Annotated in this window: 12 protein-coding genes; 7 read left to right on the top strand and 5 right to left on the bottom strand. The window is 68.8% G+C overall.

The window, feature by feature from the left end; genetic code table 11:
- Positions 1-60: 60 nt before the first annotated feature.
- A complete protein-coding gene (locus ABD767_RS13970) occupies positions 61-1,104 on the bottom strand; it encodes a bifunctional riboflavin kinase/FAD synthetase (protein ID WP_103046423.1) in 1,044 nt (347 codons plus the stop codon).
- 328 nt (positions 1,105-1,432) lie between these two features.
- Here ABD767_RS13970 and ABD767_RS13965 point away from each other — a divergent pair, with 328 nt between their 5' ends.
- Positions 1,433-1,990 (top strand): HNH endonuclease, encoded by a 558-nt coding sequence (locus ABD767_RS13965; protein WP_103045325.1) that lies wholly within the window; start codon positions 1,433-1,435, stop codon positions 1,988-1,990.
- Positions 1,991-2,117: 127 nt separating this feature from the next.
- Here ABD767_RS13965 and ABD767_RS13960 read toward each other — a convergent pair whose 3' ends face one another.
- The gene (locus ABD767_RS13960; protein WP_146031463.1) at positions 2,118-4,838 is read right to left on the bottom strand and encodes a winged helix-turn-helix domain-containing protein; all 2,721 of its coding nucleotides are present in this window, start codon (positions 4,836-4,838) and stop codon (positions 2,118-2,120) included.
- Positions 4,839-5,015: 177 nt separating this feature from the next.
- On the opposite strand from ABD767_RS13960, the gene ABD767_RS13955 reads away from it, so the two are divergent.
- The 4 genes from ABD767_RS13955 to ABD767_RS13940 all read left to right on the top strand — a co-directional run bounded on the left by ABD767_RS13955 (position 5,016) and on the right by ABD767_RS13940 (position 10,323).
- Positions 5,016-6,251, top strand: a complete 1,236-nt coding sequence (locus tag ABD767_RS13955) for an acyl-CoA dehydrogenase family protein (protein ID WP_103045323.1) — start codon at positions 5,016-5,018, stop codon at positions 6,249-6,251.
- A 21-nt stretch (positions 6,252-6,272) separates the two neighbouring features.
- A complete protein-coding gene (locus tag ABD767_RS13950; RefSeq protein ID WP_103045322.1) occupies positions 6,273-7,388 on the top strand; it encodes a DUF5938 domain-containing protein in 1,116 nt (371 codons plus the stop codon).
- 83 nt (positions 7,389-7,471) lie between these two features.
- Positions 7,472-8,710: a thiolase family protein gene (locus ABD767_RS13945; protein WP_344869831.1), complete on the top strand. Its 1,239-nt coding sequence runs from the start codon at positions 7,472-7,474 to the stop codon at positions 8,708-8,710.
- 11 nt (positions 8,711-8,721) lie between these two features.
- Positions 8,722-10,323 carry an AMP-binding protein gene (locus ABD767_RS13940; RefSeq protein WP_103045328.1) on the top strand — a complete coding sequence of 534 codons (1,602 nt, stop codon included), beginning with the start codon at positions 8,722-8,724 and terminating at the stop codon, positions 10,321-10,323.
- A gap of 61 nt (positions 10,324-10,384) precedes the next feature.
- On the opposite strand, the gene ABD767_RS13935 is transcribed toward ABD767_RS13940, so the two are convergent.
- From ABD767_RS13935 to ABD767_RS13925, 3 genes are all read right to left on the bottom strand, one after another.
- Complete coding sequence (locus ABD767_RS13935) at positions 10,385-11,500, bottom strand: acyl-CoA dehydrogenase family protein (RefSeq protein WP_103045320.1); 1,116 nt, start codon at positions 11,498-11,500, stop codon at positions 10,385-10,387.
- Between the two features lie 134 nt (positions 11,501-11,634).
- Complete coding sequence (locus ABD767_RS13930) at positions 11,635-12,816, bottom strand: acyl-CoA dehydrogenase family protein (RefSeq protein ID WP_103045319.1); 1,182 nt, start codon at positions 12,814-12,816, stop codon at positions 11,635-11,637.
- A gap of 113 nt (positions 12,817-12,929) precedes the next feature.
- Positions 12,930-13,583 carry a DUF480 domain-containing protein gene (locus tag ABD767_RS13925; protein ID WP_103045318.1) on the bottom strand — a complete coding sequence of 218 codons (654 nt, stop codon included), beginning with the start codon at positions 13,581-13,583 and terminating at the stop codon, positions 12,930-12,932.
- A gap of 21 nt (positions 13,584-13,604) precedes the next feature.
- Here ABD767_RS13925 and purN point away from each other — a divergent pair, with 21 nt between their 5' ends.
- Positions 13,605-14,183, top strand: a complete 579-nt coding sequence (gene purN, locus ABD767_RS13920; RefSeq protein ID WP_103045317.1) for a phosphoribosylglycinamide formyltransferase — start codon at positions 13,605-13,607, stop codon at positions 14,181-14,183.
- A 46-nt stretch (positions 14,184-14,229) separates the two neighbouring features.
- Positions 14,230-15,501: an RsmB/NOP family class I SAM-dependent RNA methyltransferase gene (locus ABD767_RS13915; protein WP_103045316.1), complete on the top strand. Its 1,272-nt coding sequence runs from the start codon at positions 14,230-14,232 to the stop codon at positions 15,499-15,501.
- The last annotated feature ends 39 nt before the right edge of the window (positions 15,502-15,540 follow it).

The following is a 15,540-nucleotide window of genomic DNA, read 5'->3' as shown; positions in this document are numbered from 1 at the left end:
GCAGGCGGCTTGCCTGCAGGGGGCATCGGGTGTGCGGGAGGCAGGGGCTGGCGCGCCCCGTCAAATTCGGTCGCGCGTGGTCTGGCGGCGGATGTCGGTGTGGCTGGGCAGCGCGGCAAAGTACGCGCGGGCGTCTTCGCAGTCCCGGGCAATGCCTTGGGTGAGCGCCGCGAGGCTGTCGTATTTGCGCTCTTCGTGCAGTTTGTGCAGCAGTTCCACGCGGATGATTTTACCGTAGCCCCCCTCGGCGCCCAGGTGGGCGGGCCACTGCAGGCAGTGCGTCTCCAGCAGCACGCGCCCGCCGTTCACGTCGCGCGGATCCAGCGATGGGCGCACGCCCAGGTTGGCCACGCCGGGCAGCGGTGCGTCGCTCAGGCCGTGCACCAGCACCGCAAAAATGCCGCTGGCCGCCGGCTTCCAGTGGGTGAAGCGCAGGTTGAGCGTGCGAAAGCCGTCGCCCAGGCCCCGGCGCGACTCGGCCAGGCTGCGTCCCAGCTTGCGCCCGTGCACCACGTGGCCGCTGATCGCGTAGGGGCGGCCCAGCAGGCGCTCGGCGTCCTGCATGCGGCCTTCGGCCAGCGCCGCGCGCACCTCGGTGCTCGATACGCGCAGGCCGTGCACCTCGTAGCTCATCATGCGCGCCACGTCGAAGCCCTGCCGCTGGCCGCAGGTGTCCAGCAGCGCGTAGTCGCCCTGGCGCTGGCTGCCAAAGCGAAAGTCGTCGCCCACCAGCACGTAGCGCGCACCCAGGCCGCGCACGATCACCTGGTCGATGAAGTCCTGCGCCGACAGCGCGGCGAATGCTGCGTTGAAGGGCTGAACCACCACCTGGTCGATACCGCAGCGCTCGAGCTCCAGCAGCTTGTCGCGCAGCGTGCCGATGCGCGCGGGCGCCAGCTCGGGCTTGCGGTGCGCCTGGGCAAAGTAGTCGCGCGGGTGCGGCTCGAAGGTCAGCGCGCAGCTGGCAATGCCGCGCTGGCGCGCCTCGTTGCCCAGCAGCGCCAGCATGGCCTGGTGGCCGCGGTGCACGCCGTCAAAGTTGCCAATGGTCAGCGCACAGGCGCTGGCCAGCTGGGGGCGCTGGAAGCCACGGAAGATTTTCATGGGAATGCTTTGGTTTTGCTAGTGCAGTGTTCGACGCTATCTGCGACATAAAACCGCGTCTTTTCGGCCTGGGCGGCGTTGCAAATTCTCGCGATAGCGACGGCTATCGTTGCGGTTTACGCCTTGCCCAGACCAAAAATCCATCGGTTTTATTTGTCGCATCAAGCATCGAACACTGCACTAACACTCGGTACCAGGCTGCAATGCGGTTGCTGCCGGTTGTAAGCGTTGGGAGTATATTGGCTGGTGCTGCCGGCGTTCCCTGGGGGGCGCACGTTGCAGCGTGTGAACCGGTTCAATTGTCGCCCTCGGGGGCAAGGGAGTCGCCGTGAAGGTCTTGAAGCTGTCGGCACAGGGCGTGCCGCAGTCGTGGATTTCGCTGGAGCACGCGGTCGTGTACTACGCCGCGGGCGCGGTGCGCTGGGAGCTGGGCGCGCAGGTGGCGCTGTTTCGCGGCGGCCACAACGCGCGCACCGGCGTGCAGTCGCAGATTGCGGTCAGCAGCATCATCAGCACGCGCGGCGTGCCCCACATCGACCCGTTCGGCCAGACGCCCAGCCTCACCAACGACAAGCTTTTTGCGCGCGACCGCAACATCTGCGCCTACTGCGGCGGGCATTTCCACGACGATGTGCTGACGCGCGAGCACATCGTGCCGGTGGCGCGCCAGGGCGTGAACCACTGGATGAACGTCGTGACCGCCTGTCGCGCCTGCAACCACCGCAAGGGCCCGCGCACGCCCGAGCAGGCGCACATGCCGCTGCTGTACACACCCTACGTGCCTAGCCTGTGGGAAGACTTCATCCTGAGGAATCGCCGCATCCTGGCCGACCAGATGCAATTCCTGATGGCGCACGTGCCCCGGTCGTCGCGGCTGCTCAGTTAAGCGCCGCTGTGCCCGTTATGCCGGCCGCTGCGTAGCGGCAAATGAAGCGCGGCCTGCTGGTGCGGCGTCAGGGTGTGACGGCGTCGCAGCTCGTCGTATTGAGCAAACACGCCGGCGTTTGCTGAGGTTACAAATACCCCAGGGTGCGGCCCAACGCAACGGCCTGGGCGCGTTGCTGCACCTTGAGTTTTTCAAAAATCTTCTTCAGGTGGGTTTTGACGGTTTCGGCCGAGATGGCCATGGCGCGGGCGATTTCTTTGTTTGAGCGGCCCTGCGCCACCTGCTGCAGTACGTGCTGTTCGCGTTCGGTCAGGCCGCCTGCAGCAGTGAGGGCGGTGCGGGTACCGGCGTGCTGCTGGCTGCGTTCCAGCAGGTTTGCGACGAAGGCGGGTAGTTCGCCGTCGCACTGACGTGTGGCGCTAAAGCGCGCCAGCAAACCCTGCAGTTCGGGTCCTTCATCGAGGATGCAGCGGGGCGCGCCAGCGCTTTGTGCGCCTTGCAGCGTGCTGCATAGCTGGGCGAAGCAGGCGTCTTGCTGGTCTGCGGCCATGTGCGCCAGCGCCAGGCAGGTGCCCAGCTGCAGAGCGTGCAGTATCTGTCCGTGCGCTTGGGCTTGGGCCAGTTGCCCGGCCAAGGCGCTACACGCCTCGCCGATCCGCTGCTGGGCCAGGGCCAGACGCGCCAGCGCGTTGTCGCGCAGCAGGCACAGCGCAGAGCGCGCGCAGCGCGGCAGGGCGTCAGCGTGGGCAGCCAGGCGCGTGAGCCGGATGCAGGTGGCGTTGGCCTCGTCCAGCCGCCCTTCGCCGATCAACAGGCGCACGCGCTCGTGCAGCATGGCGGCCACCAGCCGGTCCCAGCCACGGTTGTAGCCCATGGCCTCGCCGCGTTCGAGCTGCTCGTAGGCCAGCACTGGCAGGCCCTGCAACTGCGCGGTGCGCACCAGCACCTGGTAGGCCAGCAGGGCGCTTTCGTGCATTGCGGTGTTGTCGATCAGCGGCTGCAGCGGCGCCAGGAGCGCCTGCGCCTCGCGCCAGTCGCCGCGCTGGTAGTGCAGCTGCGCCAGGAGCGGCGCGGCCAGTGCCGCCGAGACGGACAGCGCGCCGCCGTACTGGTGCGCGCAGCGCAGCGCTTCGCGCGCGTGGCGCTCGGCCAGGTCCAGGCAGGCTTTTTCCAGCTCAATGCCGCCCAGGATGGTGTGGCGGTAGACGGTGGAGAAGGCGTTGTGCCGGTCTTCCTCGGCAGTCGTCGCCTGCCAGGGTTGCTCGTAGGCCTGCACCAGGTCGCCTGCCTTCCAGTGCACGTAGCGCAGCACGTTGCCGACGGCGTTGTGCGTGAAGGCGTCGGCGTTGCGCGGCGCGCTTTGCCATTGGCGCGCCAGTTCGCCGGCGGCGAGCGAGTCGTCTTGCAGCGCGACGTTGACGGCGCGGATCGCCAGGCATTCGGCCAGCGTGTCCGCCAGCGCCTGGCCGGCCAGGCGCGCGTGTGCGGCCTGCTCGATCTCGGCGAGCAGCGGCTCGGCCTCGGCAAAGCGCGTGGCCAGCGCCAGGCCCCAGGCAATGGCCAGCTGCACGCGCGGCTGGCCGGCCAGCAGCGCGGGCGGAAGCTGGCGGCGCCAGGAGAGCAGCGTCAGCAGGTCGCCGGTCTGCACCAGCGCCATGCCGCAGTGCGCCAGCCACTGGGCGGCCTGGGCCTGGTCGCCCGCCTGCAGCGCGTGGCGCACGGCGTCGCTCCAGGCGCCTTGTTGCGCAAACCACTGTGCGGCGCGCCGGTGCAGCTGCGCCGCGTCCAGCCCCAGGCGGGCGAGCACCTGCGCCAGCAAATGCTCGCGTAGCAGCTGGTGGATGCGCAGCCAGCGGCCCTCGCTGTCCATCGGCGCGATCAGCAGGTGGTGCTGCTGCAGCTGCTGCATCTGCGCGGCGCTGTCCGCGCGTTCGCCGACGGCGTCGCACAGCGCGGGCGACAGGCGTTCGAGCACGGCGGTCTGCGCCATGAAGCGCACGGTCTCGCCCGGCAGGCGCTGCAGCAAGTCCTCGAACAAGGTGGCGAAGAGGGCGGCGCCGCCGTGCTGCGCAGGCAGTGCCCGCGCTGGCGCCGCTGGCGTTGACAGAGGCGCGGCCTGCGGCGGCGGGCCCAGCGCCGCCAGGCGCAGCGCGGCGGCCCAGCCCTCGGTGCTGGCGTGCAGTGCGCTGATTTGCGAGCTGCTGTGGCGCGCCGGGCCGCTGCCGTCGTGCAGCAGGCGCGTGGCCTCGTCGAGGTCAAAGCGCAGCTGCGCCGCGTCCACGTCGTGCCACAGGCCGTGCGCGCGCAGGCGCGCCAGCGGCAGCGCGGGCGTGACGCGCGAGGTGATGAGCACGTGCAGCTGCGGTGGCGCGTGGGCGATGAAGAAGGCCAGCGCGTCGTGGATGGCGCTGTCCTCTATCCATTGGTAGTCGTCGAGCACGACGATGGCCTGGCCGTCGAAGTCCTCCAGGTCGTTGAGCAGCAGCGCCAGCACGGCGCGCGGCGCGGCCAGCGCGCGGCCTTGCAGCAGCGCCAGCGCCGCCTGGCCGACGTTCTGCCCCAGGCGCTGCAGCGCCTGCGCCAGCGCGTGCACGAAACGCGTCGGCTCGTCCTCGTCCTGCGAGAGCGTCAGCCAGGTGCAGTGCAGGCCCTGCGCCTGCCAGTGCGCGACCCAGCTGGCGGCCAGCGTGCTCTTGCCGAAGCCGCCGGGTGCGCTGAGCGTCATCAGCGGCAGCTGCAGCAGCTGCTCGCGCAGCGCGTCGAGCCGGGGCCGGTCGATGCTGCCGTGCGGCGGACGCAGCACGCGGATCTTGGTGCGCAAGAAGGGGGCGGGGGCACAGGCGGACATGGGCACCGAGTCTAGGCCCCCCCGCCGGTGCGGGGCAGGGGGCTTGCCCCATCCCCCATGGCATCCCCCGGGCCATCCCCCGCCGCGCCCCCGTCGTCGCCGACGCTGGGGGATGGGCGCCGGGCAGGGCGGTTCCTACAGTGGCCCCATCGATTTTGCCAACCAGGAGACACACCCATGGCCTACGTAGCCTTGACCCCCTTGGGCGCCGAGCCCGATTTCGCCGACACGCCCGCCGCCATCCAGGCGACGGTGCGCCGCTTTGCCAGCGAGGTGCTGCGCCCGTTGGGCCGCCAGCTTGACAGCATGGCGCCCGAGGCGGTGATCGCGCCCGATTCGCCGCTGTGGGCCATGTACGGCCAGTTTGCCGCGCTGGGCTTTGGCGTGGACGATTTGCTGGCGCTGGAGCCGGCGGAGCGCGCCCGCACCATGGCGATCTTGTTCGAGGAGCTGGGCTGGGGCGACGCCGGCCTGGCGATTTCGATCGGCGCCGGGCTGATCCCGGCCATGGTCAGCGCGATTTTGGGCAACGGCTTTTGCCGCAGCATTGCGCAGGATGCCAAGCTGGGCTGCTGGATGATCACCGAACCGGATCACGGCAGCGACACGCTGGATCCGGCGCGCATGATTTTTCACCCCCAGGGCGAATACGGCCGGCCAAACTGTGTGGTGAAGATCGAGGGCGACGAGCTGGTGATCACCGGCCAGAAGTCGGCCTGGGTATCGAACGGCACCATAGGCCAGGTCGGCATCCTCTACGCCGCCTGCGACACGGGCAGCGGGCCGGACACGAAGCACGGCGCCGTGGTCATCGTCCCGATGGACACGCGCGGCATCACGCGCGGCAAGCCGCTGGACAAGCTGGGCCAGCGCGCGCTCAACCAGGGCGAGATTTACTTTGACAACGTGCGCTTGCCGAAGGCCCATTTGCTCGCCGGGCCGGAGCAGTACCAGCAGGCCACCTATCTGGTGCACACCCTGGCCAACGGGTTGATGTCGGCCATCTTCACCGGCTGCGCGCGTTCGGCCTACGACCTGGCGCTGGCCTACGCGCATGAGCGCAAGGCCGGCGGCGTGCCCATCATTCGCCACCAGCAGGTGGCGCACCGGCTGTTTCACATGTTCCGCAAGGTCGAGGCGGCCTGCGCGCTCTCGCGCCGGGTGCTGCACTACAACTTCCAGGCCCCGGCCATGGCGCTGCAGGCGGCCATGGCGGCCAAGGTGACGGCCACGCAAACCGCGTTTGAAGTGGCCAGCGAGGCGGTGCAGATGCACGGCGGCAACGGCCTGACGCGCGACTACCCGGTCGAAAAAATCATGCGCGACGCGCGTGCCTCGCTGATCGAGGACGGCTGCAACGAAATCCTCGCCATCAAGGGCGGCTACCACCTGATGAACCCCGACCTGCTCTAAACCAACCCAAGGAGACACACCATGGCATCGCAATACCAAGTCGTTCTGTACGGCGCCAGCGGCTACACCGGCAAGCTGGCCGCGTGGAAGCTCGCCGAGCGCGGCATTCCTTTCATCGCCGCTGGGCGCAACGCCGATCGCCTGAAGGCCGAGATGGCCAGGATTCCAGAACTCGAAGGCCACGACTACCAATGCGTGGGCGTGGAGCACAACCGCGCCAGCCTGGCCGAGCTGTTCAAGGGCCGCAAGGTGGTGCTCAACGTCGTCGGCCCCTTCATGCAGCTGGGCGAGCCGGTGGTGCAGGCGGCGCTCCATGCTGGCTGCCACTACTTTGACACCACCGGCGAGACCGACTGGATGCTCTACCTGCAAAAGGAGTACGGCGCTGCCTTTGCGGCGAAGGAGCTGGCGCTGTGCCCGGCCAACTCCTACATGTGGACCGAAGGCGCGATTGCCGCCGAGATTGCGCTGGAGACGCCCGGCATCGACAGCCTGGATCTGATGTACTACGGTGACTCGCAGATCAGCGTGGCCTCGACCATGTCCTTCCTGCGCATGTGCACCAAGCCCATGTATTACCTGAAGGGTGGCGAGCTGGTGCAGTGGCCCTGGGCGCAGGCCTACGACGTGGCCGTGCCCGGCGTGCACCGCATCCTGAAGGGCATGCCCTGGGGCGGCGCGGGCGAGCCGGTGTGGTACCACGGCGACCCTCGCGTCAAGAACTGCCAGGTGCTGTTCGCGCTGGGCAACCAGGACATGATGATGGCCGTGCTCGACGTGCTGAAAAACTTCGAGAAGGATCACCGCAACCTGGACGCCGCCGCGCAGGAGCAGGTGACCAACGCCATCGGCCAGCAGATCACCCAGGTCGAGCCGCCGCGCGAAAACCCCGAGGTGCACCGCGCCCTGGTGTCCTGCCAGGCGCGCGGCAACACGCAGTCCGTCAGCGTCATCCTGCGCGGCAGCTGCGCCTATTCGCAAACCGGCGTGTTCGCCGCCGAGGCCGCCCAGCGCGTGCTGGGCAAGCAGCTCAAGGCGGTGGGATTTGGCTCGGGCGCACGCATCCTGGGCGCACGCCAGCTCTTGGCCGCGCAGGCCAATGAGGGCTTTCTGTCCTGGGAAGTGAAAACGCATTGATGCTGCGTTTTTAATAGCTGTTGGCGCTTGTCTGGTAAGCGCTGGCGGCCTTTTTTGTTCAAAACCCAGGGCAGGAGCCGCTTGTGGAACCGATTTTTATTGCCGGTGTCGGCATGACGCCGTTTGGCCGCCATCTGGCCTTGAGCGTGCAAGACCTGACGCGCCAGGCCGTGCAGGCGGCGCTGCAGGATGCGGGCTGCGCGCTCGATCAGCTGCAGGCGGCCTATTTCGCCAACGCCACGCAAGGCCATATGGAAGGCCAGCACATGGTGCGCGGGCAGCTGGCGCTGCGCGCCATGGGCGTGCAGGGCATACCCATCATCAACGTGGAAAACGCCTGTGCCAGCGCCAGCACCGCGCTGCACCTGGCGGTGCAGCAGGTGCAGGCCGGCAGCTGCGACATCGTGCTGGCCGTGGGCGCCGAGAAGATGGTGAGTGAGGACAAGGCGCGCATGTTTGCCGCCTTCGACGGCGCCTGGGACGTGCACGACACGGCCGCCAGCCAGGCGCGGCTGCTGGCCATGGGCCAGGGCGTCATGCCGCCCGAGGGCAGCCAGTCGGGCCGCCCCTACAGCGTGTTCATGGACATCTACGCCGCCATGGGGCGGATGCACATGCGCGAATTTGGCAGTACGCAGCGCCAGTTTGCCGCCGTGGCGGCCAAGAACCACGCGCATTCGGTGCACAACCCGCTGGCGCAGTTCCGCGAGGCCTTCAGCGTCGCGCAGGTGCTGGCCGCGCCGCCGATCAGCTACCCGCTGACGCTGCCCATGTGCTCGCCGGTCAGCGACGGCGCGGCGGCGGCCGTCGTCTGCAACGCCGCGGGTTTGAAGCGCCTCTCGGGTGAGGCGCGCCGCGCCGTGCGCGTGCTCGGCTGCGTGCTGCAAACCGGCAGCGAGCGCGACGCCACCGATCTGGAAAACCACTTGGTGCGTAAAGCTGCCCAGCGCCTGTACGAGCAGGCCGGCGTGGCGCCGCAGGACGTGGGCGTGGCCGAGGTGCACGACGCCACCGCCATCGGCGAGGTGTTGCAGTCCGAGCTGCTGGGCCTGGTGCCCATGGGCCAGGGTGGGCTGGCGGCCGAGCGCGGCGAGACGGCGATCGGCGGGCGCATCCCCATCAACCCCTCGGGCGGGCTGGAGAGCAAGGGCCACCCGATTGGCGCGACCGGTCTGGGGCAGGTTTTTGAACTGGTGACGCAGCTGCGCGGCGAGGCCGGGCCGCGCCAGGTGGCGGGCGCGCGCATTGCGCTGGCGGAAAACGGCGGCGGGCTGGCGGGCGTGGAAGAGGCCGTGGCCTGCCTGACGCTGCTTGGCATGTGAAGGAGACGCAGATGACGCAGTACGCAGACAACATCTTCCCCGGCCTGATCGCCAACCGCGCCGCCGAGCTGCCGGACTTTCCGGTGCTGACCATCGAAGGCGCGGGTCAGCGCCCCGACGAGGTGCGCAGCTACCGCGAGCTGTGGGACAACGGCCGACGCATGGCGCAGCTGATGCTGCAGCTGGGCGTGCAGCCGGGCGAGCGCATTGCGCTGCTCATGGCCAACCACGCCGAGTTCGTCGAGGCCATGGTGGCGGCGGGCATCGTGGGCGCGGCCGTCGTGCCCATAGACCCGCGCACCAAGGGCGACAAGCTGCACTTCTTGCTGGCCAGCAGCCAGTGCAGCGCCGCCTTTGCCGCCGATTACGCGCTGCCCCATCTGCAGCCGCTGCGCGCGCGCCTGCCCGGCTTGCGCTGGGTGCTGGCCTTTGCCACCGACGAGGGCGAGCAGCCGCTGACCGCCTACGCCGACGTGGTCGACTGGGTCGCCGCCGCGCCCCTGGCCGTGCCCGACCTGCCCATCTTGAGCACCGACCTCGACGCCCCGCTGGAGCTGATCTTCACCAGCGGCACCACCGGCGATCCCAAGGGCATCGTCATGACGCACCGGCGCTATTGCGAGACGGCCGCCTTGGCGCTGCGCCTGTTTGGCTACCGCGAGGGCGACGTGCTGTATTCCGGCCTGTCACTCACCCACGCCAACGCGCAGCTGTTGACGCTGGGCGCGGCGCTGGCCTGCCGCCTGCGCTGCGTGCTCTCGCGGCGCTTTACCAAGTCGCGGCTGTGGGACATCACGCGCAAATACGGCGCCACCAGCTTCACGCTGCTCGGCGGCATGACGACGGCGGTCTACGCCGAGCCACCCAAGGCGGATGACGCCGACAACCCGGTGCGCTTCGTCGTCTCGGCCGGCATGCCGGCGGCCCTCTGGCAGAACTTCCAGCAACGCTTTGGTGTGCAAATCCTGGAGTTCTACGGCGCGGCCGAAGGAGGCCTGACCTTCAACTACCCCGGCCAGGGGCCGGTGGGCAGCATCGGCAAGCCCCCGCCCACCTTGCAGCACCGCATCGTCGATGAGGCCGGCAACGACGTCGCGCGCGGCCAGCAGGGTGAACTCTGGTTTCGCCACGCCAGCGGCGAACCGTTTGTCGTGCAGTACTACGGCAACCCCGGGGCCTCGGCGCGCAAGTGCGCCGGCGGCTGGCTGCACATGGGCGACGTGGTGCACGAGGACGCGGACGGCTGGCTGTACTTCGACTACCGCCAGGGCAGCGGCATCCGGCGCAACGGCGAATTCATCGCCACCGCCTTCATCGAAAAAGCCATTGCCGAATCCGGCCTGGTCGATGACGTCTACGTCTACGGCGTCGCCAGCGAGCAATTGGCGCCGGGCGAGAAAGAGGTGGTTGCCGCCGTCGTTCCCAAGCCCGGCAGCAGTTTTGATGCGCAGCAGCTCTTTGCTCACTGCCGCCAGCAGTTGGAGGCGGGCATGATGCCGAGCTTCATCCAGGTGCTGGCGCAGATTCCCAAAACCGCGTCAGAAAAACCGCAGGAGCGGTTTTTGCTTGAGACCATGGAGCGTGAGCCGCAGGCGGTGCACGGGCGTCGTTGATTTTTTTCGGGAAACATCGACATGACCGTGGCCTGCAACCGCTGTGTCACAGCCCGCCGTGTCAGGCAAACACGCCGGCCGTCTCCTGCATGTGGCTCGACACCTCGCCCAGGTGGTGCAGGCTGTCGCCCCAGGTCATCTCCAGCTGCGTGAGCGTCTTGAAGTAGTGGCTGACGATGTACTCGTCGGTCACGCCGATGCCGCCCGACAGCTGCACCGCCTGCTGGCCGACGAAGCGCATCGACTGGCCCAGTTGCACCTTGGCGCGCGCCAGCGCGCGGCGGCGCTCGGCCGCCGGGGCGCCGAGCTTCAGGCTGGCGTAGTAGCTCATCGAGCGGGCCAGTTCGAGCTGCATCTTCATGTCGGCCATGCGGTGGCGCAGCGCCTGGAAGCTGGCGATGGCCACGCCGAACTGCTTGCGCTGGTTCAGGTAGTCGGCGGTGACGCGCACTGTCTGATCCATCACGCCGACGGCGTAGGCGCAGGCGGCGGCGATGCCGGTGTCCACGGCCAGCTCCAGCGCGGCCAGGCCGTCGGTGGTCACCAGGGCGGCCGGGGCGTCGGTGAGCGTCAGCTCCGCGCCGCGGCTGCCGTCCTGCAGGCCGTAGCCCTGCGTGGCGACGCCGCTGGCGGTGCGCTCGACGAGGAACAGCGCGATGGCGCCGCCGAGCTGCGCGGGCACCAGAAAGGCGTCCGCCTGGTCGCCGGCGGGAACAATGCTTTTGATGGCTGTCAGCGCATAACCCGCCTGGGTTTGAGCCGCTTTCGCCTCGCAAACGTCGAGGCGGTAGCGCGCCTTGCGCTCCTGCTGTGCCAGCACCACCAGCGCCTCGCCGCTGGCGATTTGCGGCAGCCAGCGCTCCTGCAGGTCGGCGCCGGCGTACTGGCCGAGCGCGGCGGTGGCAGCGTAGGTCTGCGCCAGCGGCTCGAGCACGATGCCGCGGCCGAGCTCTTCCATCACCACCATGGCATCGATGGCGCCCTGGCCCATGCCGCCGTGCGCCTCGGGCACGGTCAGCGCCGCCAGGCCCAGCTCGGCCAGCTCGCCATACGCCGCGCGGTCAAAGCCGCCGGCGGCAACGATGGTGCGGCGGCGCTCGAAGGTGTAGCCCTTGTCCACCCAGCGGCGCACCGCGTCGCGCAGTTGTTCCTGGTCGTCGGAAAAATTGAAATCCATTGCCAATCTCCTCAATGCGTTTTTTCAGTGAGCGCGTAGCGCTTTTACATGCAGCGAAGCTCTCGCTAGAGCCCCCTCCCGGAGGGGGCGCGGGGGAGCAGTCCTGTCGCGCACAGCGCGGACGGTGAACGGCGTCAGCCGAGCACCGTCTGCGCGACGATGTTGCGCTGCACTTCGTTGCTGCCGCCGTAGATCGTCGTCTTGCGCATGTTGAAGTAGGTGCTCGCCAGCGGCGCATTGGCCACCACGCCGCCGGGGTAGTGGCCGGCCCAGCCGCTATCCATCGCCTCCTGCAGCAGCGGCAGCGCGTAGGGGCCGGCGGCCAGCATCATCAGCTCGCTGTAGCGCTGCTGGATCTCGCTGCCGCGAATCTTGAGCAGGCCGGCGATGTCCAGCGGGTTCTTGCCGCTTTTTTCCATGCTGAGCACGCGCAGCACCATCATCTCCAGCGCGACGATGTCCACCTCCAGCAGCGCGATCTGGTCGCGAAAGCGTATGTCGTCCCAAACGCCCTCGGCCTTGGCGATGCGCTTGAGGCGCTCCAGCTCGCGCTTGCTGCGGTTCACGTCGGCAATGTTGGTGCGCTCGTGGCTGAGCAGCAGCTTGGCGTAGGTCCAACCCTTGTTCTCCTGGCCGATCAGCTGATCAAAGGGCACCTCGACGTTGTCGAAGAACACCTCGTTGACCTCGCACTCGCCGTCCAGCAGCTTGATCGGGCGCACTGTCACGCCGGGGCTCTTCATGTCCAGCAGCAGGAAGGAGATGCCGGTCTGCGGTTTGCCTTCGTTGCTGGTGCGCACCAGGTTGAACATCCAGTCACCGTACTGGCCCAGCGTGGTCCAGGTCTTCTGGCCGTTGACGATGTATTTGTCGCCCACGCGTTCGGCGCGGGTCTTCAGGCTCGCCAGGTCGGAGCCCGAGCCGGGCTCGGAATAGCCCTGGCTCCACCACACCTCGCCGCTGGCGATGCCGGGCAGGAAGCGCTTTTGCTGCTCGGGCGTGCCGTAGGCCATGATGACCGGCGCCACCATCACCGGCCCAAACGGCATGATGCGCGGCGCGCCGGCCAGAGCGCATTCTTCCTCGAACAAATGCTTTTGCACCGCGGTCCAGCCCGGGCCGCCAAACTCCCTGGGCCAGCCGGCGACCAGCCAGCCCTTCTTGCCCAGCACCTTGGCCCAGCCCTGGATGTCGTCACGCGTCAGGCGCAGCGCGTTGTGCACCTTGTGCGCCAGCTCGGCCGGCAAGTTGGCGCGCACCCAGGCGCGGACTTCCTCACGGAAGGCTTGTTCTTCGGGGGTGAAGGCTAGATCCATGCAGTGTCTCCTCTGATCAGCTGCTTTTGTAGCACGCGCGTTCGTTTTTTGGCTGTCAGCGGCGAGACATCCGGCCCCACCCTGCGGCCCCCCGAGGACACGCGGCGGTGCGGCTACGGCTGCTGCTGCATCAAGGCCTGCACCTGCGCCTGCAGCTGTGCGACCTGATCTTCCAGCGCCTGCACGCGCTGCGCCAGCGCGTCGCCGCCGCTGCCCGCCACGGCCGGCTGCGCGATGGCGGCCAGGTCGACCGGCCCGCACAGCAGCTGTGCCCAGCGCGCTTCGCGTGCGCCCGGCGCCTTGGGCAGCAACAGGGCGAGCGGCCCGCCGCGCTCGTCGCTGCGCTCGGCCAGCTCCTGCAAGAACGCCTCGACCGAAGATGTGTCGGCAAAGCGGTGCCAGCGTTCGGCGTTCAGGCGCAGCTCGGCCGCGGTCTGCGGGCCGCGCAGCATCAACAGGCCCAGCAGCGCCGCCGCCTGCATCGGCACGCCAATGCCGCGCTCGAAGTTGTGCTCCCAGCGCGCCACGCGTGCGCCGCCGATCTCGACGACCAGCGTGCGGTCACGCAGCGCGTCCAGCGCGGCCAGCACGTCGGCTTCGGCCAGCTGCATCACCGGCTCGCGGCTGGTCTTCTGGTTGCAGCCGGCCACCAGGCTGTTGAGCGTCAGCGGGTAGCTGTCGGGGACGGTGCGCGACTTTTCGAGCAGCGTGGCAAGCACGCGCGCTTGCGCCGCGGTCAGTGGCTGGGTGCGGGGATCGAAGGGCATGGCAGGGATAATCCGGGGAACATGAAAAACATCGTGATTCTGATCTCTGGCGGCGGCTCCAACATGGCCGCCATCGTGCGCGCGGCGCAGCAACAGGACTGGGCGCGCACCCTGGGGGCGCGCGTGGCCGCCGTCGTCAGCAACAAGGCGGACGCCAAAGGCCTGGAGTTTGCCCGCAGCCAGGGCATTGCCACCGAAGCGCTGGACCACAAGGGCTTTGCCAGCCGCGACGATTTCGACGCCGCGCTGATGCAGCTGATCGACCGCCACCAGCCCGCGCTGGTCGTGCTGGCGGGCTTCATGCGCATCCTCACGCCGGGCTTCGTCACGCATTACGCCGGGCGGCTGCTCAACATCCACCCGTCGCTGCTGCCGGCCTTCACCGGCCTGCACACCCACCAGCGGGCGATCGACGCCGGCTGCAAATTCGCCGGTGCCACCGTGCACCAGGTCACGGCAGAACTGGACGTAGGCCCCATCCTGGAGCAGGCCGTGGTACCGGTGCTGCCCGGCGACACCGCCGACACATTGGCCGCGCGCGTGTTGACGCAGGAGCATGTGATTTATCCGCGGGCAATCGCGGCGCTGCTGCGCGCGTGAGCGTGCCCCCGGCCGAGACACGTGCCGGCAATGGGACAATCCCCCCATGCATCCCAAAGCCCTTCTGGACGCCTGCGCCGAGTTGCTGCAGCAAGTTCTGACTTTCGAGCACCCGGCGGATGCCGTGGTGTCGCGCTACTTTCGCAACCACCGCAGTCTGGGTCCGCGCGAGCGCGCGACGCTGGCTGAGACCGCGTACACCGTGCTGCGCAGGAAACTGCTGTTCGAGCAATTGGCACGCTCGGGCAACGGCCCGCGCGAGCGGCGCCTGGCCATTCTTGGCTTTGCCGGGCCGCGCGACTTTCTCAAGAGCGCGCTGACACCCCAGGAGCGCGCCTGGGTGGACGACTGCGACGCGGTGTCCGAGGCCGACCTGCTGGAGCCCCAGCGCCACAACCTGCCGCAGTGGCTGGCGGAGCCGCTCAAGGCGCAGCTGGGCGCGGATTTCTGGCCGTTGGCCGAGAGTCTGCAGCAGCAGGCACCGCTGGATTTGCGTGTGAATCTGCTCAAGGCCAAGCGCGAGGAGGTGCGCAAGGAGCTGGCGCAGGCGGGCATCGAGGCCGTGGCCACGCCTTATTCACCTTGGGGCCTGCGCGTGCAGGGCAAGCCGGCGCTGAACCGCCTGGACGCGTTCACACGCGGTGCCGTCGAGGTGCAGGACGAGGGCTCGCAGCTGCTGGCGTTGCTGCTGGACGCGCGCCGCGGCGAAATGGTGGTGGATTTTTGCGCCGGCGCAGGCGGCAAGACGCTGGCGATTGGCGCGCAGATGCGCAACACCGGTCGGCTGTATGCGTTCGACGTGTCCGGCCACCGGCTCGATGCCCTCAAGCCCCGGCTGGCGCGCTCGGGACTGTCGAACGTGCATCCGGCGGCGCTGGCGCATGAGCGCGACGAGCGCGTCAAGCGCCTGGCGGGCAAGATCGACCGTGTGCTGGTCGATGCGCCGTGCAGCGGCCTGGGCACACTGCGGCGCAACCCCGATCTGAAGTGGCGCCAGAGCCCGCAGGCGGTGCAGGAGCTTTGCGCCAAACAGGCGGCGATCCTGGCAAGTGCCGCGCGTCTGGTCAAAAGTGGCGGCCGCCTGGTCTATGCCACCTGCAGCGTGTTGCCTGGGGAGAACGAGGCGATTGCCGAGGCCTTTGGCGCGGCGCATGCCGATTTCACACCGCTGGCCGCAGGCGACCTGCTGGCGCAGCTGAAGGTGGAGGGCGCGGTCGGTCTGTGCAGCGGCGGCGAGGACGGCCAGCGTTACCTGCGCCTGTGGCCGCACCGACACCAGACGGATGGTTTTTTTGCTGCTGTGTGGCAGCGGAGTTGACGTTGGGCGAGGGACAGGGGTCCAGGGTCGCGGCCCTGG

The sequence above is a fragment of the Comamonas faecalis genome (assembly GCF_039538025.1).
Classification (GTDB): domain Bacteria; phylum Pseudomonadota; class Gammaproteobacteria; order Burkholderiales; family Burkholderiaceae_C; genus Comamonas_C; species Comamonas_C faecalis.
The sequence above is the reverse complement of the archived record's forward strand: the minus strand, read 5'-3'. Positions and strand labels throughout refer to the sequence as shown.